Raw genomic sequence first — 22982 nt, 5'->3', positions numbered from 1 at the left:
TTTCTATGATGTTCGTGCCTCTTTTTCTTTGCGTGCCTGTGTGAGCAGGCATCCTTGTCCTAACTGTTGCTTGCCACCCGGTTTTCGACCCGCCGGACAAGTGCAGTGCTTAGTCGTTCACTAAACCCGGAAAGAAAGGCAAAAACCAGCACGATTGACAGTTGCCGTCCGGCCGGTGACGAACTGCTGATCTGGTCGAGATCGTCAAGATTATGCAGATCGTCAAGCGGAATGGGCAACATCCCTGCCCGCAGCGCGAAAAGCACAATCAGGGCGAAACAAAATCCCATGCATGGACGGAACAGAAAATTGAAAAAGACCGATGATGGCTCCATCTCGGCCCATGGTGTCTGTTTGCCAAGTCGCATCATCATGCTGGTCAGAGCCCCGATCGCGCCAAAGCTGCCCACAAAGAACAAAAGATCATAGCTGAACCCGAAAAGCTTGCCGTTTCCGGTACTGATGATGGTGTCAATCTGAACAAACAGCAGCACGGCAAAAATCAATACGATCGGCGACAGGGCAAGTGCCAGTGCGGCAATACGCAGACTTTTGTTGAATGCCTTTCGTATGGTTGTTTGCGGTGATGACGGTTTCGGGTGTTCTTTGGCCTCGTCTTGCAGGTCATGCAAATAGCCATGAACGAACCCGTCACGGCCCTGGTTAAGCGCAAGAAGCATCAAAATGGCGTCTGACTGCTTGCGCTCCCGGCCGGGATCATCAAGGGTTTCGTCTTCATTGCGCCACCAACGCAAAAACGCCCGTGTAACAAGGGATGCGCGCCATCCCTGACGTGTTGCAACCACATATTCGATCATGCTTTCGATGTCGGTGGCAGTGAAATTGCCGTCATTAAAACCGCCGAATGGAAAACCGACCCTGCGTTCACTGTTATCGGGCTTTTCATTGTCCTGCGCGTCGCATCTGTCCTTACCATCAATGATGACGGGGCGCCGCCGCGGCACCAGACCGATAACCGGGCAATGTGTGGGTTCGTATCCATATGGGTGATGCGGGTAGCTCATGTCGGCCCCAGTTTCACATATGTTTGACAGAACGGGTCTGGCATTTATGACGGGGAAGATGTGGTTTTGTGAATTAATCATGCCTGCATGCACAAAGCCAACGGGCACTATGGCGCAAATCACTTGAAATCTTCCCCCATGCACCGCTATGTGTGTGCCACGCATTCAAACACATTCTTCGCGAGGAGTTCGCACACGTGAATACGGTGAAACCTGTTCATATCATTGGCGCCGGTCTGGCGGGCAGTGAAGCCGCCTGGCAACTGGCCGAGGCCGGTGTGCCGGTGGTTCTGCATGAAATGCGCCCGGTTCGCCCGACAGACGCGCACCATACCGACAAATGCGCCGAACTCGTTTGTTCAAACTCGTTCCGGTCCGATGACAAGGAATATAATGCCGTCGGCCTGATCCATGACGAAATGCGCCGTGCGGGTTCGATCATCATGCGGTGTGCCGATCAGCACAAAGTCCCCGCTGGCGGTGCCCTTGCCGTTGATCGCGAAGGTTTTTCGCAGGCGGTCACCGATGCGCTAGAAAACCATCCGTTGATCACAATGGAGCGCGGCGAGATTGATGGTCTTCCCCCCGAGGAATGGGAACAGACCATCATTGCCACAGGTCCTTTGACGTCAGGTGCGCTGGCCGACGCCATCCGCAAGGTTACCGGCGAAGAAAGCCTGGCCTTCTTTGATGCGATTGCACCGATTGTCTATAAGGAAAGCATCGATTTCGACAAGGCCTGGTTCCAGTCGCGATATGACAAGGGCGACGGCAAGGATTACATCAACTGCCCGATGGATGCGGACGAATATAACCGCTTTATCGACGCCCTGATCGAAGGCGAGAAAACCGAATTCAAGGAATGGGAAAAAGACACGCCCTATTTCGACGGCTGTCTTCCGATTGAAGTCATGGCCGAACGCGGTCGTGAAACCTTGCGCCATGGGCCAATGAAGCCGGTAGGACTGACCAACCCGCACAACCCGACTGTAAAGCCACGCGCGATTGTTCAGCTTCGCCAGGACAATGCCCTTGGTACGCTTTACAATATGGTCGGTTTCCAGACCAAACTGAAATACGGTGCGCAGATCGACGTTTTCCGCACCATTCCGGGGCTGGAAAATGCCGAGTTTGCCCGCCTGGGCGGCATTCATCGCAATACGTTCCTGAATTCGCCACGTTTGCTTGATGCGACACTGCGTCTTAAAGCCCGTCCTGATCTGCGATTTGCCGGTCAGATTACCGGTTGCGAAGGCTATGTTGAAAGTGCTGCGGTCGGCTTGATGGTTGGTCGGTTCACGGCTGCGGAAAAAGCAGGTGTTGCCATCCCCACCCCGCCGCTGGCGACCGCGATGGGCGCCCTTTTGAACCACATTACCGGTGGCGCTGATGAAAGCACCTTCCAGCCGATGAATGTCAATTTTGGTCTGTTCCCTGATCTGGAGCTGACCAAACGGGTCAAGGGCCGCGACCGCAAAAAGCTTTATACAGATCGCGCCATTCCGTTGTTTGATGAATGGCTAAGTGCGATCAATGCCGCCTGATATGACAAAAGCCGCATCTTTGGATACGGCTTTTTCATTGGCACCAGTGCAATTCGCGACTAGTAGCTTTTTTTCTGACGGGTCAGTTTTCCGGTAACATCGCGAATTTGCTCGCCATCGCGGAACCGCCGGAAAATCAGATCCATATTGCCGTCTTCGTCGAGTTTCCGTTCATAGACCTGCATCTCGTAGCCGCCCTCGTCCGTGATATAAAGGGCATGAATGGTCAAGGTCTTGTCAACGATACGGGCCCAAAAGAACGGCTCGCCCTTTAACGGGTCATTGGGAATGCGTTTCCCGAACAATCCCGAACGCATGGCACTGCCATAAATGTCGGGACGTTCGGTCGAATAAAACTCGATGCTTAGTGATACATTCTTTTCGCGGCCATCGGCCTTGTGGATGACAGTCGCCCAATCAACGTTGAAACCGCGTTCTGTCTTGGCGATTGTAACGTCAAGATCACGTGCCTGCAGCTCACCTTCGGCATGTTCAATGGTCACCCCGTGATAGACCCCGACAAACGGATCAATGCTGGCGGCCTGGCCAATTGATGGCAACAATCCCATCAGGCAAATCACCCCGGCCAGCATCAGCCGGGTCAGCCAGTCACGTCCGGGTCTGGAATGCGGATATGCCATATGAGCCCTCATTCTGGGTGGCTACTGAACGTTACGCCGCGAAATCAACGCGTTAATCACGCTAGCACGGACAGAACAAACCTGTCTTATCCTTTATCGTTAATGTAGATGATATTTTTGCAATATCCAGTCTATCCGATGAAACCTAATATCGTTTCAACAGACCATTCACCATCAGACGGACACTGGCCGGGCGCGCCAAACCAAATTCGGCCGAGAACGGATCGAATTTCGCCTTGGCAAGTTTGCGCAAATATCCATCGGCCAGCACCATCGGCAGGACTGCGGCATGTGCGCCCTTTGGAACAGCGCGGCGATGTTTGCGTGCTTCTTTGATGCGGCTTTGCGCGAGTTCGGCCAGTTCACGGGTCAGATTGCGAACTTCATCCTTCTTACGAAATTCGAAAATGTCACTTTGTACGACATTGTGGTGTTCCATCCGGTCCTTGGGCAGATAAAGCCGTTTGGCGCGCCCGTGAAACACCATGGCGCGCAGGATCCCGACCAACCCATATGCGTTGCCGGCAAGGCGCACGGCCTGTTGACCCGCTTCATCCGTAACACCCAGTATACGTGCTGCAAGAACCGCCATCTGACCCGATGTTTGATCAATATATCGGTCAAGTTCGGCCTGATCTGCCGGTTGGCGATCCTCTAGATCGAATTCACGTGCGGCCACAACCGTTTCCAGATCGTCGATGGACAAAGCCCCGGTTTGCACCAGATCTGCCAGCGGTTCGACGACCTCATGCTTGCGGACCTTGCCTTCGGCGATTTCCGAAAGCGTATCGCGCCACCATTGCAGGCGGATATGGCCCAGCATGATCTCACTGACCATTTCACGGGTTTTCGAAACTTCCTGATTGAAGGCATAAAGGGTGAATAGGTCTTCGCGCTTTTCCGGTGCCGCAAACAGGGCACACAGAAAACGGTCGCGGTCGTGGCGGCGCGTATAGTCCGCGCAATGTGATAATTTTGGCGTATCAGTCATTCTGTTTATCCGATCTGACGTGCGGGTCGCTGATCGTTTTTGGTGTCGACAAGGTTATCAGGAAGGCTTTCGACATAAAGCGATTGGGATGGGAAGGCAAAGGCAGCGTCTTCTTCCTCAACGATGCGCTTGAATGCGATGATGTGGCGGTTGCGAATTTCACGCCATGTAACCCAGTCGGTGGTCTTCGTAAAGTAATACAGATCAATATTGATCGAGCTTGCACCGAAATCGGACAAATGAACCATCTGCGCAACATCCGTCTGTGCGACGTCGTCGTCATTTTTCAGAAAGTCGCGCAGCTTTTCGACAATCCGTTCCATCTGTTTGGCTGTTGTGCGGTATTCCAGTCCGATGACCATCTTGATGCGACGATGGGTCATGCGTGACCAGTTGATCACGGGTGAGTCCACAATCTGGGCATTCGGCATGGTGACAAGCGCCTTGGCAAAGGTCCGGACCTTGGTCGCCCTGAGCCCCACCTCCTCCACCGTTCCTTCGAAATGGGGCGTTTCAATCCAGTCACCGCGCTTGTAAAGATTGTCTGCAAAGATCGTCAGGCCGCCAAAGATGTTGGCAACCGAATCTTTGGCCGCCAGCGCCACAGCCATCCCGGCAAGGCCAAGCCCGCCCAGAAAGGCCGAAACATCAATTCCCCCCCCTTCAAGGAAGATAACAAAGCCGATCACAACGATCAGCGTTTTGACCCCGCGGATAAAAAATTGCCGCAAGTCGTCACCAAGACCGGCACCAAACCGCCCGATCAGGCTGTTAAGTGACACCGCAACCGGTTCGACAGCCCGAAACAGGGCCCAGAACACGCAAAACATTGCTGCGATATGGATTGCCTCGATCAGGGGTGCATCAATCGCCACCGGCAGGTCCAGAAGCTCCACGGCGAAATATGTGCCCAGCAACATCACCAGCACCTGAAGCGGCAAGGCAAAGGCATCAAGGACATTTGCAATCATGCTGCGTTCGGTTTGATGCGCGATGCGTCTCAAAACGCCAAGTACGCCGCGCACCAGAACGCGCTTGAACACAAGGAATACGAACAGGACCAAGACCGCACCAACAAGCCGTCCGACTTCGCCGCCGCCAAGCAGATCGACCCAACTGTTCATTTGGTCGATGACTTCGGTGTTCAGGCTGTCCAGTTCGTTTGAAATTTCATCCATGGCTTGTAAGCTGTTCTGCTGTTAAGGTTATTTTGTCAGACCGAATGACACGATAACGTGCAAACCAGTTAATTCTGGCCTTGTATAACAATTAAAGTGGCGCAGGCATATGGCATCCTTCACGTCTGGGAAAGTTCACGTTGTTGGCGGCGGCCTTGCCGGGGCGGCATTGGCAACCCGGATGGCAGAAGATGGTGCAGAAGTCGTCCTTTATGACGAAGGCGAGCCGTTTGAAAGCCGTTGGACGCGCGGCATGCAAACCGCTCCTGAAAACCACAAAACTGCCGAGCCCGAGATTTTCTATGACCCCGAAGGACTGGTTGCCGATTATTTTGCCGGCTTCCCGGAAATTCCCAAAAAGCTGATCCGACCAGCCCATTGCGTGATCGGACTTAAACGAGGCCGGCGCAAACCAGCCGTTATTTCACTTGATCACGGTATCGCGCGTGCCCTTGTTGCCCGGCGACTTGGCTTTGTCGCGCGCGCCTATACTGCCCTGGGTTTGTCGCGGCAACGCTTTGCCAGTGAAGAAAGCCGGGTTGATAACGTTCTGTCTTCGGGTGACTTCGATAGTGACGAACAGGCCAACCAGCCCGGCACATACCATCGCGATGCATTGGCGGTGTTGGCAGAAACATTGTTTTCGATCCCGGCGCACCGGTGTTCACGCGCCCTGTTGGCACGTGTTCTTGTTCCGAAAATATCCGCATTGTTTTCAAAGTCACATGAACCGGTATTTTCGGCCATTGATCCGATCATCCTGAATGACATTGCCCTTCCGACCTTGCGCGAACGATTTGTTGCCGCGGGGGGTACAGTAATGGCCCGCACAAAACTTGGTGACATTGACAGCACTTCGGAGTTCGCAACGGACTTGCTGTTTAATGACGATATTCAGGTGGTTCTTAAACCAGGTGACGCCGTTGTGCTGGCGCTGCATCCACGGCCGCTTTGCGATGCGGTGCCTGATATCGGCATTCCACCGGCCCCAGCCCGCCGCCAGACCGTTGCCTTTGAAATGCGGCGGCCATTTGCCGAGCCAAGTTGCCTTCTGGTCAGTGACGACCTTGTCCGGGCAATCTACTGTCATCGCCGCCACGTGCAGGTCAGCCTCAATAGCAGCTTTCACATGCCGACCGACGGCACCACTGATCAGATTGTTGCCCGGGTCTGGCAAAGATGTCTTTGGTTATGCAATCAATATCTCAATGTCGATCTGAAAGCACGGTCTCGGAATGCTGACGGGATCGATCACCCGAAATTCAGCTTCATCGATGCCGAGGCCCCCTTCCCGGAATTCACCCCGGGCCATGCGGCTTTACGTGATCGTTTGCGATTGCCGTGGAAGAACCTGTTTCTGTGCGGGGAATCGTTCCCGATCGGCTATGCACCGGGCCCTGCTGCAATTTTTGCCAGCGTAAAGCAGGTCCGCCATCAGTTGCAGCACTATCTGCGCGGCTAGCCTTATCAAACCGCAATCAAGGCTGCGGCGACGCGGCGTGCTTCGGCGACAAGAACGTTGTAGGTCCGGCATGCCGCACCGGTATCCATCGGTTCGATCACAATGCCATGTTCCTTCAATGCGTGGCGCCACGCCAATGGCACGGGCATCAGTCGACTGCCCATACCAAGCAGCAGAATTTCGATCTCGTCTGCTTTTTCGATCACGCGGGCGAATGAGTCGACCGTGATATCGTCCATGGATTTGACGTTCCAGGAATAGATCGATTCCGGAAACAGCAGGACAGATCCATTGACGGTTTCTTCGCCAAAGCGGAACAGACCGTCACCGTAACTCGACACCAGATTGCGACCTTCGGCAACAAGTGGGCTGACTTCAAGTGACATGGCAATCCTCATATGGTCTGGTGCGCAGTTTTCCACCCGGTTCAGGCAGAAAGCCAAAAGAAAAAGGCCGGGGCGTTTTCGCACATCCCCGGCCTTCTTGCAAATTCTAGATCATCCGATCAGCGATCAGGCTTTTGCTTCCTGACCTTCTTCGGCTTCCGGAATTTTCCGTTTGAGACGCAACACAATCAGTAGTGGCGATGCCACACAAATCGATGAATAGGTCCCGATCACGATGCCAAAGATCAGCGCCATGGTGAAACCGCGGATCGCCTCACCGCCAAAGGCAAACAACGCAATCAGCGCCAACAAGGTCGTGAACGACGTCATGGTCGTACGCGACAGTGTCGAGTTGATCGAAAGATCAAGCAGATCCGGGATTTCCATTTTGCGGAACTTGCGCAGATATTCACGGATGCGGTCAAACACAACGACCGTATCGTTGATCGAATAACCTGCAACCGTCAAAACCGCCGCCAGCGTTGCCAGATCAAACTGCACACCGGTGATCACAAAGAAGCCAACCGTGATCACGACGTCATGCAAAAGCGCAACAACGGACGCCACAGCAAACTGCCATTCAAACCGGAACCAGATATAGATCATGATCAGCAGAAGCGAGATCACAACCGAATAGAATCCGGCTTCCTTGAGTTCGTCACCGACTTTCGGGCCGACGAGCTCGCTTCGACGGATGGTTACATTTTCGCCAAGGGCTTCTGTAACTTTCGCCAATGCGGCCATCTGGGCCTTTTCGTCACCATCCTGACGCTGGAGCTGGATCAACACATCGTCAGCCGCCCCAAATTCCTGGATCGAGACATCGCCAAGACCAAGACTGCCCAACTTGTCGCGCAAACCGCTAATGTCTGCCGGACCTTCGGTCTTGATCTCAACCAGGATACCCCCGCGGAAATCAATCCCGAAATTAAGGCCTTTGGTCGCAAACAGTGCCGCAGATGCAAGAACCAGCGCTATCGATACGATGTAAAAGATTTTCCGGAATTTGAGGAACGGGATGTTCACGTCATCCGGGATAAGATGCAAAGGTTTCATATCTTCCCTGTTCCCTTCCTCAAAGTACCAGTTCCGTCGGGCGGCTGCGCTTGACCCAGACGGAAATCATCAAACGGGTCAGCCAGATCGCCGAGAACATCGACGTGATGATCCCGATGGCCAGCGTCACGGCAAAGCCCTTGATCGGGCCAGAGCCGAAGCTGAACAGCACCAGGGCCGCAATCAGCGTCGTGATGTTCGCATCAAGAATGGTCGACATGGCACTGCGATAACCGGCATCAATCGAATTGATGATCGTTCGGCCGTTACGACGTTCTTCGCGAATGCGTTCAAAGATCAGAACGTTGGCATCAACCGCCATACCGACCGTCAGAACGATACCTGCAATCCCCGGCAGCGTCAGTGTTGCCTGCAAGACAGACATCACCGCCAAAACAAGGATCAGGTTCATCATCAGGGCGATGTCGGCATAGATGCCAAAACGTCCATAGCTGATCACCATGAAGGCAATAACAAACACCAGACCAAGAACAGCCGCGATTTCGCCAGCTTCAACTGAATCCTGACCAAGGCCTGGACCGACAGAACGTTCTTCAAGGATCTGCATTGGGGCCGGCAATGCACCAGCGCGCAGCAGCAATGAAAGATCGTTGGCTTCCTGCACGCTGAATTGTCCGGTGATGATGCCGTTGCCGCCCAGGATCGGTTCATTGATCCGCGGCGCGGAAATCACTTCACCATCGAGAACAATTGCCAGGCCACGCCCGGCATTCTTGCTGGTGACATCGCCGAAACGGGCGCCACCGGCCGCATCAAAGCGGAACGATACAACAGGACGACCGTCACTGAAGGTCGGCTGGGAATCAACAAGATTATCCCCGGATACGACAATACGACGATCAATCAGATATTCGCGGATGCCAGCAGCCTTGTCCGACGCATCAGCAGCCGGCAGGATCATGGTTCCCGGCGGAAGACCGGTTGCACGGGCTTCAGCAGCCGTTTTCTCGTTATTCACAAGATGGAAGTTCATCTTGGCGGTACGGCCAAGGATCGCACGCAAACGCGACGGGTCATCAAGACCGGGCACCTGAACAACAATGCGATTTTCGCCCTGACGCTGGATCGACGGTTCAGTCGTGCCAAGTTCGTCAACACGGCGACGCACCACTTCAAGTGACTGCGCAATGGCACGGTCGATCAATTCCTTGCGGGCAACAGCGTTATAGGTAACGTGGATGTTGTTCCCCTCGCCGCTCAGCTCCGTATTGGGTTCTGCTGCGCGGGCGATTTCGCGGGCTTTTTCCACATCTTCAGGTTTAAGGATGGTGATCTCGGCACCGTTCGCGGTTGCTTCGCGCGGGCGGTTGCGGATCTGTTCCTGGCGCAGGTCGGTGCGGATCGTATCGGCAAGTGCGTCATAACGTTCACGCAGGACACTGTCCGTATCGACTTCAAGCAGCATATGCGAGCCGCCACGAAGGTCGAGGCCAAGATTAATCTGCTTGCCGGGCAAATAGCTTGCCTCGGTCGGGAATGTTCCCGACGGCAGGAAGTTTGGCGCGGCGTATATCACGCCCAAAGCACACACCAGAAGGACCAGTGCTGCTTTCCATTTGGTAAAATAAAGCATGTGTTCTTTGACCGGATCTGTCTGGGTCAACCTTGGTCTGGTTCCAAGGTTCTTGGAACAACGGGTATTTTGTACCGCTTCAGGCCACCGGTAAAATGCAAGAAGGCGGAGCCATGTGCCCCGCCTCACTTAGCGCGAAGAGATCAGTCTTTTTTGGTCTCTTCTTCTTTTTCTTCTTTGGCGTCGTTCTTGGCCGGTTCGGTTTTCGACAGAACTGTCGAAACCATGCCGCGTGCCACTTTGACTTTTACGCCTTCGGCAATCTCGACGGACAACTCGTCATCACCAACAACTTTGGCAACCGTGCCGATCAGGCCACCTGCGGTGACGATTTTGTCGCCACGGCGGATCGCCTCGAGCATTGCTTTATGTTCTTTCTGTTTTTTCTGCTGAGGACGGATGAGCAGGAAATAGAAAACAACGAAAATCAGGATAAGCGGTGCGAACTGCATCAGTGCGCCTGCACCATCTGCACCACCAGCGGCCTGAGCGTAAGCCGTCGAAATAAACATTAGGAACTCCTAATTCCTCAGAACAAAAAATATCAACTGCCGGAATATAACGGCGTACAACGCCAAAGCAAGGAAGAACCGGATATAAAGGCGGAAAATTGGAAAACATGTGGTTTGGATCACCTCGATCCCGAACCGGTCTGACCGTAACAAGCTGTTCCATTTGGTAGTCGGTATGCTAGTTTTCCCGCCAACAGGGTCTGTTTTAATGCAAGGACTGAAATGATCACCCGTCTTGAACGGGCCATGGCGCGACCTGCCCTACGTAACGTGCGGGCTTGGTGTCGTGTCATTCGTTTCGGCAACCGGTTTTCCGCAGTCCCTTGTGTCACCAAAAACAACACACATCCAAGAGGCTTCGATGAGTACGGATTTCGATAAGTTGCTGCCAACGCTTGAACGGATTGCAACAGCACTTGAACGCATGGCCCCACCTGCACGAACCGAAAATGACCTGAGCGCGGCGGACGCCTTTGTATGGCAGGCCGAAACCGGCTATTTGCAGCCGGTGCGCAACGTCAACCGTATTGATATCGAGCTGCTGCAAGGCATCGGCCAGCAAAAGGAAATCCTGTATAACAACACGAAACGTTTTGCAGACGGATTACCAGCCAACAACGCCCTGTTGTGGGGCGCACGCGGCACGGGCAAAAGCTCCATCGTCAAGGCGATGCACGCTAAAATCAACGCAGAACGTCCGGCCGCTTTGGCCCTGGTGGAAATTCATCGTGAAGACATTCCCAGCCTGCCCGACTTGCTTCACATTCTTGAACAAAGTGGCCGCCGCACGATCCTGTTTTGTGATGACCTGTCATTCGATATGCAGGACGAAAGCTACAAGTCGCTGAAAGCAGTGCTTGAAGGCGGAATTGAAGGCCGTCCCAAGAACGTTATTTTCTATGCCACGTCAAACCGCCGTCACCTTATGGCCCGTGACATGATTGAAAATGAACGTTCAACCGCGATCAACCCGTCCGAAGCGGTTGAGGAAAAGGTTTCACTGTCGGACCGCTTTGGTCTGTGGCTTGGCTTCCACAACATTTCCCAGGACGTCTATTTCGAAATCATCGAAGGCTACGCAAAGGAATTCAACCTCGATATGCCGGTTGAAGAACTGCACGCACGGGCCAAGGAATGGACCGTTACCCGCGGCAGCCGTTCGGGCCGCGTTGCATGGCAGTTTATTCAGGAAATTGCCGGTGAACTTGGCAAGTCGCTCGACTAAGCCGGTGCACAAGCGCTTTGGTGCCACATCAAAAAACACCCGGATCTTTGTCCGGGTGTTTTGCTATCTGGAAACCATGACGCTTGGCAGATATTTCAACGGGTCTGATGACTTGCGCCCGTTGCGAACTTCAAAATGAAGCTGCGGGAATGTCACAGCGCCGGTTGTGCCGACACTTGAGATCCGCTGCCCACGTTCAACAACATCGCCGCGCGCCACCAGCGGGTTTTCGGTATGGGCATAGGCCGTGACAAAATTGTCAGCATGCTTGATCAGGATCAGGTTCCCGAAACCGCGCAACTCGTTCCCGACATAGGTCACAACACCATTTTCGGCTGCAAGGATTGGCGTCCCGCGATTGGCCTGAATGTTGATCCCGTCATTAAACAGACCACCCGTGCCGGCCCCGTATTTCAGGACCACCTTCCCTTGCACCGGCCAGATGAAGCCTTTGCGATCGGCCGGCTCGGCAATCACCACATTCTTGCGAGTGTCGCTTCCTTCACCGGCAACCGGTGTCGGTCGGGTATCTGTGACCCAACTGCGTGTGGAGGCGATTTCGCGTTGTGCATCCGCGGCAAAGTCTTGCGGCTTGATCCCGGGTGTTGGGATATTCCCGCCTTCTCTGGGGGCGACACGGGCGACCTGTGTTTGAACAGTCGATCGTGACGCTGAGGACGAAGTGTCTTTTTCAAGCGGGATGCTGACCACCTGTCTTTGGCCACCAATCGTTACTGTTTTCGTCGGCGACGAAGTCGATATGCGTGATGCGACGCTGGTTCGCGGCGAACTGTCATAATCTGGCGTCCATGGCGGCAATACAAGCCGCTGGCCCGGATAAATGACATAGGGTTTTCTAAGGTTGTTCCGGGCAGCAAACTGAGTAAAGTCCGTGCGATACCGTGTTGCCAGTTCGGATACCGTATCGCCGGGTTCCACAGTAATCACCCGTTCTCCGTTTTGGAGTTTGGGCATGCTATAGGGGCTGTAGCTTGCCCCGTCGCCATAGACCACCGGCACAGGGACGGAATTCAACAAACAGCCACTCAGCGCCGCGCTTGTCGCACAGACAAGCAGCAGTCGTTTTCCGCTATGAACAGCAAATTTGACACAATTTTCCATCATGTTAACGATTGTCTGCGAACAGCCGTTAACAATCGGTAAGCAAGCTTGCGATTTGACCCGATATTCGGTGAATTTGTTCTAGAATTCTTCTGTGCCGGGCAACATCGGGACAAAGCGCACAGGCATCAATTCGGTGACTTCAACCCCGCTTGGGGTGCGCAACACACGCAATAGCAGCTGCGTATGTGACACTTCACCCACTGGCACCACCATGATCCCACCAACCGCAAGCTGATCCACCAATACCGGCGGCACATCCTGGGCCGCAGCCGTGACAATGATACGATCAAACGGTGCCTGGTTTTTCCACCCAAGTCCCCCGTCACCATGAAGGGTAGAAATGGTGTGCAAGCCAAGCGCACGGAACTGTTCTTCTGCCTGACGCAAAAGCGGCTTGTGCCGTTCAAGCGTATAAACACGGCGCGCCAGCTTGGCCAGAATGGCGGCCTGGTATCCTGATCCGGTGCCGACCTCAAGAACCTTCATACGGTCATTTAGCTCAAGCGCCTGCGTCATCAGTGCCACGATATAGGGCTGCGAAATCGTTTGGCCCTTGCTGATCGGAAGAGCAACATTTTCCCAAGCACGATCAACAAACGGCTCGGCAACAAATGACTCGCGCGGGACTTCCGCCAATGCACGCAAAACTGCCTCGTCATGAATGCCGTCATGGCGAAGCGTCTGAAGCAAATCGGCTATTTTTGATTCACGTGTAATGACCGGCTCGTTCACGGGAAAGCTTTCGTCAGGTTGTCAAAAGTCTCGTAATGGGTGAAATCAAGGCTGATCGGGGTGACCGAAATATTGCCCTGTTCAATGACGCGCAGATCAGCAGACGGATCTTCAGGCAATTCCGACCGGATGGCACCGATCCAGTAATATGGTTCACCACGCGGATCAAGACGTTCGGCAATATGATCGCCGATGTTGCGCTGTCCCTGCTTGGAAATCTTGACAGAAGCACCGCCGGGTGCTTCGTGCTCGGGGAAGTTGACGTTGATCAGAACACCTTTGGGCCAGGTATTTTTGACCAGTGTTGCTGCAACATCCTTCAGATATTTTTCCGCGATGGTCCAGTCGATCATCTCGCCGGAGAAATACTGGGAAAATGCGATGGCCGGAACATTCAGCAATGTTGCTTCCATCGCGGCTGCGACGGTCCCCGAATAGGTCACATCTTCGCCAAGGTTTCCGCCGCGGTTAATACCGGAAAGAACAATGTCTGGCGGGCTGTCACGCATTACCTGCTGCAAGCCCAGAAGAACGCAGTCTGTCGGCGTGCCATCGACGGCAAAATGGCGTTCATCGCGCTTGTGAATGCGCAAAGGACGGCGCAGGGTCAATGAATGACCTGCGCCGCTTTGTTCGATTGACGGAGCGATGACCCAGACGTCATCGGAGAATTCCCGCGCAAGACGTTCAAGCAGCTTGATCCCCGGTGCATCAATGCCGTCATCATTGCTGATCAGGATACGTGCGTTGGTCAGATCAATCATGCCGGTTTTGCCTTAGCGCGGGGAAATAACCTCGAGACCGCCCATATAGGGCTTGAGCGCGTCCGGAACCCGGATCGAACCGTCTGCCTGCTGATAGTTTTCCATCACTGCAATCAGGCAACGTCCAACCGCAAGCCCAGAACCGTTCAATGTATGAACAAACTGGGTTTTCTTGTCACCAGCGGCACGGTAGCGGGCATTCATGCGGCGTGCCTGAAAGTCACGGGTGTTCGAACATGACGAAATTTCGCGATAACGTCCCTGCCCCGGCAACCAGACTTCGATGTCATAGGTCTTGCATGCCGAGAACCCGATATCGCCGGTGCACAGGATGACCGTACGGTACGGCAGACCAAGGCGTTCAAGGACGGTTTCCGCACAGCGTGTCTTGCGGGTCAGTTCCTCGTCAGACTTTTCTGCCTCGACGATCGAAACCATTTCTACCTTTGAAAACTGATGCTGACGGATCATGCCACGCGTATCACGGCCAGCCGACCCTGCTTCGGAACGGAAGCATTGCGTCAGCGCGGTATAGCGCAGCGGCAATTTTGCCTGATCAATGATGTCGCCGGCAACCTGATTGGTCAGGGTGACTTCCGATGTCGGGATCAGCCAGTAGTCATTGGTGGTTTTAAACGAATCCTCGGCGAATTTCGGCAACTGTCCGGTGCCAAACATGGCGTCATCACGCACCAGCATCGGCGTTACGGTTTCTTCGTAACCGTGTTCGCTGGTGTGAAGGTCGATCATGAACTGTGCCAAAGCACGTTCAAGCTTTGCCAGACCGCCACGCAAAATGACAAACCGCGACCCCGACAGTTTTGCTGCGGTTTCGAAGTCCATCATGCCAAGCTTTTCGCCAATTTCGAAATGCTCAAGCGGCTTGAAATCGAATTCTGCCGGTGTGCCCCAGCGATTCACTTCGACATTGTCATCTTCGTCATCGCCAACCGGCACTTCCGGATCAAGAATATTGGCAAAAGATGACAGCAACAGATCAAGCTGTTCGTTCAGGGCGGCCTGCCCGTCTTCGGCTTCCTTGATCTTGTCTTTGAGCGTGCCCATTTCGGCCATCAGGTCGTCGGCATTCTCGCCTTTCTTGCGAAGCATGCCGATCTCGCCGGAAATGGCCTTGCGGCGCGCCAGCATTTCCTGATGTTCTGTCATCAGTTTGCGGCGCTCGACGTCGATATTCATCAGACGTTCCGCGGTAATTTCCTGTTTGCGTGCAGCCATTGCTGCGTCAAAAGCCTCGGGATTCTCCCGAATCCATTTAATGTCGTGCATTGAACAGCACCCTGTCAGTCAAATATTTGTGGCTTTATACGATGGGGTGAACACAAGGTCCACCCCACCAAATCAGACGTTTCGGGATCACAATTCCAACTAGCGCGCGTTATTGAAATCGTCTTCACCATCATCACGTTGCGATGGTCCCGCAATTTGGGAGGAAGGCTTTGCTGATGACGTGTCTGTCAAGGATGCCTGGCCGTCATCATAAGATGCCGCGGCGGCCGCCTGCTCATCCACACTGTCAGCCGTGCCTTCTTGCGCATTTTCGGACGCCTCATCTTCTGACAGATCATCTTCATCGTCGTCATCGTCTTCGGCCGTCTGACGCTTCTTGCGCTCGGAAATCCGCGCCATGACGATCGAAATTTCATAAAGAATAATGATCGGAATACCGAGACCAACCTGGGAAATCAGATCAGGCGGCGTCAAAATTGCCGCAAACACAAACGCGATCACAACCGCATATTTGCGTCGCCGCGCCAATCCGTCGGCCGTCACAATGCCCGCGCGTGCCATAAGTGTAAGCAAAACAGGCAACTGGAAGCAAAGTCCGAACGCAAAAATCAGCTTCATGACCAGCGACAGATACTCGCCCACCTTGGCTTCAAGCTGAATGGCAAGTCCCGATCCGTCGCCCGCATGCTCGAAACTCAGGAAGAATTTCCAGGCAAGCGGCATGATGAAGTAATAAACAAGCGCCCCGCCCATCAGGAACAGAACCGGGGTCGCAAACAGGAACGGCAAAAATGCCGACCGTTCGTTTTTATAAAGCCCCGGGGCGACAAAGGCCCACAACTGCCCCAGAAATACCGGTGCAGAAACAAAACAGGCCGCAAAGAAGGACACTTTGACATAGGTGAAGAACACTTCTGTCAGCGCCGTATAGATCATGCGGCGATCCGGGCCCATCTCGTTTGCCAGTGGCCTGACGAGGAAACCGTAAATGTCCTCGACGAAATAATAGCAAACCGCAAAGGTAATAAACAAAGCCAGAACCGCCCAAGTCAGGCGGTTCCGCAGCTCTATCAGATGCTCCATGATTGGCATCTGTTTGTCATGCGATTGCATGTTCACGCCTGGCTCTCCGGGTGGTCGTTCTTTTTGCTCTCTCCAGCCGCAGATTTGGCAACAGGCTTTTCGGCATCCGCTTTGGGTTCAGACTTTGTGTCTGCCTTGGCATCGGCCGGTTTTGCCTTGGTGTCTTTTGCCTTCTCGTCGCCTTTGGGAGCGCCAATGCTTTTTTCAAGGAAGTCGGATCCACTGGTCGGCGCACTGCTGACCTGCTTGCGCAGATCATCGAGTTCGGCCTCGCGGATGATGTCATCAATGCCACTTTGGAACTCGCGCGCCATGCCACGCACTTTTTTCCAGTAGCCCGCCAACTTGTAAAGAAGATGAGGAAGCTCTTTGGGGCCGACGACGAACAACGCGACGACGGCCACAAGAGCCATTTCGGTCCAGCCGATATCAAACATTTGACACGCCTATCTGAAGGAAATCCGACAGACGATCAGGATTTCACGGAATCCTTGTCTTTGCTCTCGGATGAAACCGATGCAGAGGTCGTGTTTTCAATGGTCTTGGCCGATGCGGCTGCATCTTCTTCTTTTTCGTTGATGCCCGCTTTGAAGCTCTTGATGCCTTTGCCCATGTCACCCATCACTTTCGGCAATTTACCAGCACCGAAGATGATCAGGACAATCGCAAGAATCAGAACGATTTGCCAAACGCCAATACCCATAACTTCAATCTCCAAAGATCCATTCTGCCTTCCGGCGATATGCTCGGATAATGGCAGAAAGCCCCCCACTGTGCAATGCGACGGTTGGGTTAATAACCGTGATCACATACACCTGTTAATTATACCTGATCCGACAGCCTGCCTTGATTTTTGTCAACCCGGCAGTTCGTCTTATCAAGACATAGGAAACACGAAGGTCATCTCGGGATCAAGCGTTATAGCGACCGATTTCTGATTTAATGTCGAAAAACGCCGCGGCACGCGGGCATGGATGTGACCGCCGGAATGAAGGGTAAGGTGCATCAGATTGACCTCGCCCAATGCGCGCACGGCATCGACATTTGCCAGAATGTCATGACCGTTGACCGCATCACCGATATGAAGCCCTTCGGGCCGGATCAGCACGTCAACATCCGTACCATCCGCAAGGCCGACATCATCAAGCACCCCGACCGGGGTTTTCACACTGCCATTGGCAACAACGGACGGAAAATGGTTCACTTCACCAAAGAAGGACGCAACAAACCGGCTTTCAGGACGGAAATAAAGGGTTTCCGGCGTGCCGTCCTGCATGATCTGACCTTCATTCATGATGATGATGCGGTCCGCCATATACATGGCTTCCTGCGGATCATGGGTAACCATAACCGTCGCAATGCCGGCATTTTTCAAAACGTGCAGTGTGGTATCGCGCAAGTCAGCACGACGCGCGACATCGAGTCCGGAAAACGGTTCATCAAGCAACATGATGCGCGGTGTGGGTGCCAATGCCCGCGCAAGCGCAATGCGTTGCTGTTGACCACCTGACAATTCATGCGGGAAGGCATGTTCGTAGTCGGACATACCGACCTGATCAAGCGCCCTTTTGACAGCAGTTGACCGATCCTGTTCGGAAAAATGACGCAAACCAAAGGCGATGTTTTTCGCGACATTCAAATGGGGAAACAGCGCGTAATCCTGAAAGACCATGCCAACCCCGCGCTTTTCCGGTTCGACATATTCACCGGGGCGCGCAACCACCTGATCACTGACCGAAATCTCGCCGACCTGTAATTTTTCAAGTCCGGCGGCAAGTCGAAGTGCGGTCGTTTTCCCACAGCCCGACGGTCCCAGCAGACAGACTAATTCCCCAGGGGCGACATCGAAACTGACATCCCGCAATACCCGGTTTTTCCCGAACATGTGCGAGACGTTCGACATCTTAAGGCCGTCGGTCATTCAAATTCTCTTCTTGTTGCAGTGGCCATGCACCCGAAGATGCAAATGATTGGCGAAATCTTTCTGAAATTTAAGGTCCCCGCCCGCAGGATGCAAGCAGATGGATCAATTCAGATCATCATCCGGCGAATCAACATCATCAGCAGCAGGTGACTTGGTGGCTGAACGTTCCGCATCATCAAGCAGGTTGGGATTGTCGGAATAAATCGTTTCATCAAGATCTTCGAGGTTGCGCGTCGTAAGCGCCTCCTCAACGACCGCATCGGTCACTTCGCCATCATCGACCAGATCTGGCAATACATCGTCATCTGAACTTGCGCCGTAACGTCCCATACCCGGACGGCTGTCAAGCAACCCGGCAGCCTTGAGATCGGCAAGCCCCGGCAGATCATCGCGACTTTCCAGACCAAAATGATCAAGAAAATCATCAGTTGTCGCCCACAGAACCGGACGACCCGGCACGCGTTTACGCCCGCGCGGACGGATCCAGCGCGCTTCAAGCAGGATATCAAGTGTGCCCTTGGACAAGGCGACGCCACGAATTTCTTCGATTTCCGAACGGGTTACCGGCTCATGATAGGCGATGATCGCCAGCGTCTCGAGCGTCGCGCGCGTCATTTTTTTGGCTTTTTCGACTTCAATATGAAGGTCACCGGCAAGATCGACAGCGGTTCGGAATGCCCATTTTTCCCCGACACGATTAAGGTTAATCCCCCGCGCGGCATAGGTTTCCGACAAGGTCGCCAGAATGGCCGATACGTCCGTGCCCTCTGGCAATCGGGCGGCAATCACGCGTTCGCTGACCGGCTCGGCTGATGCAAACAGGACGGCCTCGACAATACGGACATGTTGGAAATCAATTTCGGGTGTTGTTTCCACACCCTGGATTTCAAGCTGTGCGTCATTGCTCATCAAATATCCCTGCCCCTCAATCCCGAATCAAATCGTCGTCTGACGCAATTGGTCTGTCCATATCCCCGTCACGGCGTTTTTGCGGCGAGCGCAACAAAATCGGCCCGAAGACTTCTTCTTGTGAAATTTCAAGTTCGCCATCGCGACACATTTCAAGGCTGGCGACAAAATGCGCGGCCAGTGCCGATCGTGCCTTCAAGGGCGATCCAAGGCCGCGTGGCATGAATTCAAGCAATTTGGTCCATGTCGGCACGACGCGCCGACCAAACAGATCACGCAGGCGCTGAATGGCATCATCCATCGCATAAAGGTCAAATGCCTCGATTTCGAGTGTCTTGCTTTCGGATGTCAGCATGATGCGGGCATATGACTTCAACAGATCATAAAGCGACGCGTCATAGACAGATGCCGTGGTGACCCGTACTTCTTCCGGGGCGCCGCGCGCGAAAAAGTCACGGCCAAGGTTTGGACGTTCAAGCAACTTTTCGCCCGCGGCCTTCATTGCCTCAAGCCGTTTGAGCTGGAATGCAAGGAGCTCTGCCATTTCTTCGGCACTAAGCTCTTCGTCGTCATTTTCCTGCTTGGGCAGCAGCAACCGCGATTTCAGATAGGCAAGCCAGGCCGCCATCACCAGATAGTCTGCCGCCAGTTCAAGACGCAAACCCTGTGCGGTTCTGATAAATTCAAGATATTGTTCAGCCAGCGCAAGGATCGAAATCTTGATGATGTCGACTTTCTGATCACGTGCAAGTTCAAGCAGAACATCAAGCGGGCCTTCAAACCCGTCAAGATCAAGGATCAGGCGTTCGGCAAGGCTCGGCCCGTCTTCATCGACGGGCTTCTTGTCAAACACCTCGTCCGGGATTTCCAATTCGAATTGGTCTGCCATCTGTCCCTGACTGTCCCCTGTCCTTCGCTGATCCTGTATCAGGCGAAAATATTTGCCAGAAGCCGCACCAGCGCATTGGCCGGTTCAAGCACCAGCCACTGAAAAATCGGTAGGTCAACCCCAAGCTTGCCGGTCACGTATGGCAGCAAAAAGACCAAGCCGATCAAAATGATCATGCCGGTTTTTTCCATACGCGCCAAGACCCGTGCAACCGGCATCGGGGAAATTGCCGTCAGAACCCGCCCACCATCAAGCGGCGGGATCGGCAACATATTAAAAACCGCCAAAATGCAGTTCAGCCAAATCGATTGGTTAAGCGTGGTACCAAGCCATTGATTGATTGATGGCGAAAAGTCGGGCAACCACACCAGAAGAAGGATCGAGATAATGGCAAGCAACACATTCGTTGCCGGACCGGCAACCGCAACGCCAATGATGCCAAGCCGTTGTGGGTGCAGGCGGTGAAATGCCACCGGAACCGGCTTGGCATAGCCGAACAGGAATGGTGCGGCCGTTATCAGCAAAAGCCCCGGGATCAAAATGGTGCCGACCGGATCAATATGGCGGATCGGGTTCAGGCTAAGCCGTCCCATCCGCTGCGCAGTATCATCCCCGAACAGCTTGGCGGCAAACCCGTGTGCGGCCTCGTGCAACGTCACCGCCAGCAAAACCGGAATGACCCAGGTTGATGCCGATACAATCAATTCAACAATGTCGTTCACTTGGCTGTGTCCTCGGCCTGCCAAACCGGTGCAAGCAAGTCCGCCAAGCGGACCCGCCAATCGATCACCTGTGTCGATGACGGCACGTCGGGCTTGAATGCGGCAATCTGGTTGGTGAATGTTTGCGCGCGAACCAATCCCGCACCGGACAGCAGCGGTGCCATGGAAACCACTTCTTCCATCTCGGTCCGTTTGCCGTTGCAATGAAGCGCAATATCACATCCGGCATGCAGACATTCATGAGTGCGGCTGGCAATCGACCCGCCAAGGGCCTCCATGGACAAATCATCGCTGATCAACAGATTTTCAAACCCGATTTCGGTTCTGATGACATCATTGATGACCTTCGGGGAAACGGTCCCCGGTCGCTGATCGTCGATCGCTGTAAACAGCAAATGCGCCGACATGGCCGCCAACACATCTTTCATCTGTACGAACGGCGCGAAATCAAGCTGGCTTAGGGTGTCGTGCGATGCCGATACGACCGGCAGGTCCTTGTGGCTGTCAACAGCGGCCCGACCATGTCCGGGAATATGTTTAATTACGGGCGCGATTGCACCGTCAAGCAAGCCTGCCGCAACCGCACTGGCCAGTGTAACCACCTTTGTGACATCTGCGCCATAAGAACGGTCGCCGACAACGTCACTCATGCCAGGAAACCGCAAATCAAGAACCGGTGCGCAGGTTGTGTTAAAACCTGCTTCCCGCAGATCCATTGCCATCAGACGTGCATTGATATAGGCCGCCTCGCGCGCGTCTTCGGGGTTTCGATCAAACAGTTCCCCAAACACGCCAGCCGCGGGTATTTTGCGCCAATGTGGCGGCTTCAGGCGCATGACGCGCCCGCCTTCCTGATCGACAAAGATCGGAATATTGCTGTTTCCAACCGTATCACGCAATGCAGACGTCAACGCACGGATCTGGTTGCGATCTTCGACATTGCGGGCAAACAGAATAAAGCCATAGGGATCAGCTTCGCGGAAGAATCCCTTTTCCCAGTTGCTTAACTCGGTCCCGCCAACACCCAGAATACAGGCGCGCGGTTTTTTGACTTCAAGGCCGGACAATGAGGCACCCCACATTGCGTTGTTTCAAATCACCACACAGCTTTTCTGCCGCAGTTGCATCGGCCAATGGCCCTGCCTGCAAGCGATAGAATACGCCCTTGTCACCAAGATCCGTACGCTGCACGAACATCTGAAGACTACCAAGCAAGTCTTTGTTTTTCGATGATAATCTTTTCCATTCGGCAGCCGCGCCATTTTCATCGCGCACCGAAGCCAGCTGAATGCGAAAATCATTCGTCGAAACCGCGTTTGCCGATGCTGGCGTATCCCCAGACGCTGGTTTGGCAGGTGCTGCTTTGGTTTCGCGTGCGGTTGCTGCGGCGATTGCCTTTTGCGCATCTGTCAATTCCGGTTCGGAAATTTCTGGCGCATTTACGCTTGGCTCTGCCGCGGGGGCGTTATTTGGTCGCGCTGCGTCATTGGACGCCGACACTGCGTTCCCTTCGACAGTCGGGCTATCGCCACCCTCGCCCGTCTCTGATTGCGCATTGTCGGCGACGGGGACCTCAACGGTCTCGCCGGTCGCCGGCTGGGATCTTATGACTTCCGGTGCACGCGGCATATCGGGAAGTTCCTGCAAAACCACATTCGCATCGGGATCAACGTCATTGAGTTGATCATAAACCGTGGTGTTGCGATGTGGCACTTCCATCCCCCCGGGATCATCGGGGCGGATTTTGATCGGCGACGGATCAGGCAAAAGGATTGGCAATTTGCCATCATCCTGGATCGGCTGGCCTTGGTGATAGAACCAGTACCCGGCACCGCCAAGCCCGCCTGCCACCACAGCCAGACCGAAGAACACGGTAATCGCCCCTTTTAGCATGCTTTTGCGCCCTGGCTTTTCAGCCCGATAGTGGGTTGCGCGTTCTGCATGAAGGCCACGGCCGTGTTCTTCGTTCATA

The 22982-nt window shown here is 54.0% G+C and carries 24 protein-coding genes; 3 read left to right on the top strand and 21 right to left on the bottom strand.

What is annotated here, in order from left to right:
• Positions 1-59: 59 nt before the first annotated feature.
• Positions 60-1025, bottom strand: coding sequence for a hypothetical protein (locus M9H61_RS03900; protein WP_250283509.1), 966 nt, complete (start codon positions 1023-1025; stop codon positions 60-62).
• Positions 1026-1222: 197 nt separating this feature from the next.
• Between M9H61_RS03900 and trmFO the strand changes: the two genes are divergently transcribed.
• Positions 1223-2569 carry a methylenetetrahydrofolate--tRNA-(uracil(54)-C(5))-methyltransferase (FADH(2)-oxidizing) TrmFO gene (gene trmFO / locus M9H61_RS03895; protein ID WP_228195436.1) on the top strand — a complete coding sequence of 449 codons (1347 nt, stop codon included), beginning with the start codon at positions 1223-1225 and terminating at the stop codon, positions 2567-2569.
• A 59-nt stretch (positions 2570-2628) separates the two neighbouring features.
• Here trmFO and M9H61_RS03890 read toward each other — a convergent pair whose 3' ends face one another.
• The 3 genes from M9H61_RS03890 to M9H61_RS03880 form a co-directional block, all read right to left on the bottom strand.
• Positions 2629-3210, bottom strand: a complete 582-nt coding sequence (locus tag M9H61_RS03890; protein ID WP_250283506.1) for a hypothetical protein — start codon at positions 3208-3210, stop codon at positions 2629-2631.
• A 145-nt stretch (positions 3211-3355) separates the two neighbouring features.
• A complete protein-coding gene (locus M9H61_RS03885) occupies positions 3356-4201 on the bottom strand; it encodes a phytoene/squalene synthase family protein (protein ID WP_250283504.1) in 846 nt (281 codons plus the stop codon).
• Positions 4202-4206: 5 nt separating this feature from the next.
• Positions 4207-5379 (bottom strand): mechanosensitive ion channel family protein, encoded by a 1173-nt coding sequence (locus M9H61_RS03880; protein ID WP_250283501.1) that lies wholly within the window; start codon positions 5377-5379, stop codon positions 4207-4209.
• Positions 5380-5488: 109 nt separating this feature from the next.
• Here M9H61_RS03880 and M9H61_RS03875 point away from each other — a divergent pair, with 109 nt between their 5' ends.
• Positions 5489-6841, top strand: coding sequence for an NAD(P)-binding protein (locus tag M9H61_RS03875; protein WP_250283499.1), 1353 nt, complete (start codon positions 5489-5491; stop codon positions 6839-6841).
• Positions 6842-6846: 5 nt separating this feature from the next.
• Here the strand turns inward: M9H61_RS03875 and M9H61_RS03870 are convergent, their stop codons facing one another.
• The 4 genes from M9H61_RS03870 to yajC all read right to left on the bottom strand — a co-directional run bounded on the left by M9H61_RS03870 (position 6847) and on the right by yajC (position 10389).
• Positions 6847-7227, bottom strand: coding sequence for an Mth938-like domain-containing protein (locus tag M9H61_RS03870; protein ID WP_228195429.1), 381 nt, complete (start codon positions 7225-7227; stop codon positions 6847-6849).
• A 126-nt stretch (positions 7228-7353) separates the two neighbouring features.
• Entirely contained in the window at positions 7354-8283 is a 930-nt protein-coding gene (gene secF / locus M9H61_RS03865) for a protein translocase subunit SecF (RefSeq protein WP_250283498.1), read from the bottom strand.
• 19 nt (positions 8284-8302) lie between these two features.
• Positions 8303-9877, bottom strand: coding sequence for a protein translocase subunit SecD (secD, locus tag M9H61_RS03860; protein ID WP_068519114.1), 1575 nt, complete (start codon positions 9875-9877; stop codon positions 8303-8305).
• A gap of 143 nt (positions 9878-10020) precedes the next feature.
• The gene (gene yajC, locus M9H61_RS03855) at positions 10021-10389 is read right to left on the bottom strand and encodes a preprotein translocase subunit YajC (RefSeq protein WP_250283496.1); all 369 of its coding nucleotides are present in this window, start codon (positions 10387-10389) and stop codon (positions 10021-10023) included.
• Between the two features lie 361 nt (positions 10390-10750).
• Between yajC and M9H61_RS03850 the strand changes: the two genes are divergently transcribed.
• Complete coding sequence (locus tag M9H61_RS03850; RefSeq protein ID WP_068519117.1) at positions 10751-11614, top strand: ATP-binding protein; 864 nt, start codon at positions 10751-10753, stop codon at positions 11612-11614.
• Positions 11615-11677: 63 nt separating this feature from the next.
• On the opposite strand, the gene M9H61_RS03845 is transcribed toward M9H61_RS03850, so the two are convergent.
• From M9H61_RS03845 to M9H61_RS03785, 13 genes are all read right to left on the bottom strand, one after another.
• On the bottom strand, positions 11678-12649 hold the full coding sequence (locus tag M9H61_RS03845) for a peptidoglycan DD-metalloendopeptidase family protein (protein WP_250283495.1): 972 nt from the start codon (positions 12647-12649) through the stop codon (positions 11678-11680).
• Positions 12650-12817: 168 nt separating this feature from the next.
• Entirely contained in the window at positions 12818-13456 is a 639-nt protein-coding gene (locus tag M9H61_RS03840) for a protein-L-isoaspartate(D-aspartate) O-methyltransferase (RefSeq protein ID WP_371833729.1), read from the bottom strand.
• Between the two features lie 11 nt (positions 13457-13467).
• Complete coding sequence (surE, locus tag M9H61_RS03835; protein WP_250283493.1) at positions 13468-14235, bottom strand: 5'/3'-nucleotidase SurE; 768 nt, start codon at positions 14233-14235, stop codon at positions 13468-13470.
• A gap of 12 nt (positions 14236-14247) precedes the next feature.
• Positions 14248-15522: a serine--tRNA ligase gene (gene serS / locus M9H61_RS03830; RefSeq protein WP_250283491.1), complete on the bottom strand. Its 1275-nt coding sequence runs from the start codon at positions 15520-15522 to the stop codon at positions 14248-14250.
• Between the two features lie 99 nt (positions 15523-15621).
• Positions 15622-16596: a twin-arginine translocase subunit TatC gene (gene tatC / locus M9H61_RS03825; protein ID WP_371922224.1), complete on the bottom strand. Its 975-nt coding sequence runs from the start codon at positions 16594-16596 to the stop codon at positions 15622-15624.
• 2 nt (positions 16597-16598) lie between these two features.
• A complete protein-coding gene (tatB, locus tag M9H61_RS03820) occupies positions 16599-17003 on the bottom strand; it encodes a Sec-independent protein translocase protein TatB (RefSeq protein ID WP_068519122.1) in 405 nt (134 codons plus the stop codon).
• Between the two features lie 35 nt (positions 17004-17038).
• Entirely contained in the window at positions 17039-17338 is a 300-nt protein-coding gene (gene tatA, locus M9H61_RS03815) for a twin-arginine translocase TatA/TatE family subunit (RefSeq protein WP_318271661.1), read from the bottom strand.
• Positions 17339-17443: 105 nt separating this feature from the next.
• Positions 17444-18487, bottom strand: coding sequence for an ABC transporter ATP-binding protein (locus tag M9H61_RS03810; protein WP_250283489.1), 1044 nt, complete (start codon positions 18485-18487; stop codon positions 17444-17446).
• 105 nt (positions 18488-18592) lie between these two features.
• The gene (scpB, locus tag M9H61_RS03805; protein ID WP_250283487.1) at positions 18593-19399 is read right to left on the bottom strand and encodes an SMC-Scp complex subunit ScpB; all 807 of its coding nucleotides are present in this window, start codon (positions 19397-19399) and stop codon (positions 18593-18595) included.
• A 16-nt stretch (positions 19400-19415) separates the two neighbouring features.
• Positions 19416-20288, bottom strand: a complete 873-nt coding sequence (locus M9H61_RS03800; protein WP_068519126.1) for a ScpA family protein — start codon at positions 20286-20288, stop codon at positions 19416-19418.
• Between the two features lie 38 nt (positions 20289-20326).
• The gene (locus M9H61_RS03795) at positions 20327-21010 is read right to left on the bottom strand and encodes a site-2 protease family protein (RefSeq protein WP_250283486.1); all 684 of its coding nucleotides are present in this window, start codon (positions 21008-21010) and stop codon (positions 20327-20329) included.
• Positions 21007-22077 (bottom strand): beta-N-acetylhexosaminidase, encoded by a 1071-nt coding sequence (gene nagZ, locus M9H61_RS03790; protein WP_250283483.1) that lies wholly within the window; start codon positions 22075-22077, stop codon positions 21007-21009. Before nagZ ends, M9H61_RS03795 begins: the two co-directional genes overlap by 4 nt.
• The gene (locus M9H61_RS03785; protein ID WP_250283481.1) at positions 22064-22981 is read right to left on the bottom strand and encodes an SPOR domain-containing protein; all 918 of its coding nucleotides are present in this window, start codon (positions 22979-22981) and stop codon (positions 22064-22066) included. The genes nagZ and M9H61_RS03785 overlap by 14 nt, the downstream gene beginning before the upstream one ends.
• Between the last annotated feature and the right edge of the window lies 1 nt (position 22982).

Source organism: Thalassospira sp. GO-4 (assembly GCF_023588965.1).
Classification (GTDB): Bacteria; Pseudomonadota; Alphaproteobacteria; order Rhodospirillales; family Thalassospiraceae; genus Thalassospira; species Thalassospira povalilytica.
This window is presented reverse-complemented; position numbering and strand designations above follow the sequence as displayed.

What these genes read in the sequence shown, in the direction of transcription:
- M9H61_RS03900 (WP_250283509.1), bottom strand. Translation starts at nt 1,025, where the DNA reads ATGAGCTACCCGCATCACCCATATGGATACGAACCCACACATTGCCCG.
- M9H61_RS03890 (WP_250283506.1), bottom strand. Translation starts at nt 3,210, where the DNA reads ATGGCATATCCGCATTCCAGACCCGGACGTGACTGGCTGACCCGGCTG.
- M9H61_RS03885 (WP_250283504.1), bottom strand. Translation starts at nt 4,201, where the DNA reads ATGACTGATACGCCAAAATTATCACATTGCGCGGACTATACGCGCCGC.
- M9H61_RS03880 (WP_250283501.1), bottom strand. Translation starts at nt 5,379, where the DNA reads ATGGATGAAATTTCAAACGAACTGGACAGCCTGAACACCGAAGTCATC.
- M9H61_RS03875 (WP_250283499.1), top strand. Translation starts at nt 5,489, where the DNA reads ATGGCATCCTTCACGTCTGGGAAAGTTCACGTTGTTGGCGGCGGCCTT.
- M9H61_RS03870 (WP_228195429.1), bottom strand. Translation starts at nt 7,227, where the DNA reads ATGTCACTTGAAGTCAGCCCACTTGTTGCCGAAGGTCGCAATCTGGTG.
- secF (WP_250283498.1), bottom strand. Translation starts at nt 8,283, where the DNA reads ATGAAACCTTTGCATCTTATCCCGGATGACGTGAACATCCCGTTCCTC.
- secD (WP_068519114.1), bottom strand. Translation starts at nt 9,877, where the DNA reads ATGCTTTATTTTACCAAATGGAAAGCAGCACTGGTCCTTCTGGTGTGT.
- yajC (WP_250283496.1), bottom strand. Translation starts at nt 10,389, where the DNA reads ATGTTTATTTCGACGGCTTACGCTCAGGCCGCTGGTGGTGCAGATGGT.
- M9H61_RS03850 (WP_068519117.1), top strand. Translation starts at nt 10,751, where the DNA reads ATGAGTACGGATTTCGATAAGTTGCTGCCAACGCTTGAACGGATTGCA.
- surE (WP_250283493.1), bottom strand. Translation starts at nt 14,235, where the DNA reads ATGATTGATCTGACCAACGCACGTATCCTGATCAGCAATGATGACGGC.
- serS (WP_250283491.1), bottom strand. Translation starts at nt 15,522, where the DNA reads ATGCACGACATTAAATGGATTCGGGAGAATCCCGAGGCTTTTGACGCA.
- tatC (WP_371922224.1), bottom strand. Translation starts at nt 16,596, where the DNA reads ATGCAATCGCATGACAAACAGATGCCAATCATGGAGCATCTGATAGAG.
- tatB (WP_068519122.1), bottom strand. Translation starts at nt 17,003, where the DNA reads ATGTTTGATATCGGCTGGACCGAAATGGCTCTTGTGGCCGTCGTCGCG.
- M9H61_RS03810 (WP_250283489.1), bottom strand. Translation starts at nt 18,487, where the DNA reads ATGACCGACGGCCTTAAGATGTCGAACGTCTCGCACATGTTCGGGAAA.
- scpB (WP_250283487.1), bottom strand. Translation starts at nt 19,399, where the DNA reads ATGAGCAATGACGCACAGCTTGAAATCCAGGGTGTGGAAACAACACCC.
- M9H61_RS03800 (WP_068519126.1), bottom strand. Translation starts at nt 20,288, where the DNA reads ATGGCAGACCAATTCGAATTGGAAATCCCGGACGAGGTGTTTGACAAG.
- M9H61_RS03785 (WP_250283481.1), bottom strand. Translation starts at nt 22,981, where the DNA reads ATGAACGAAGAACACGGCCGTGGCCTTCATGCAGAACGCGCAACCCAC.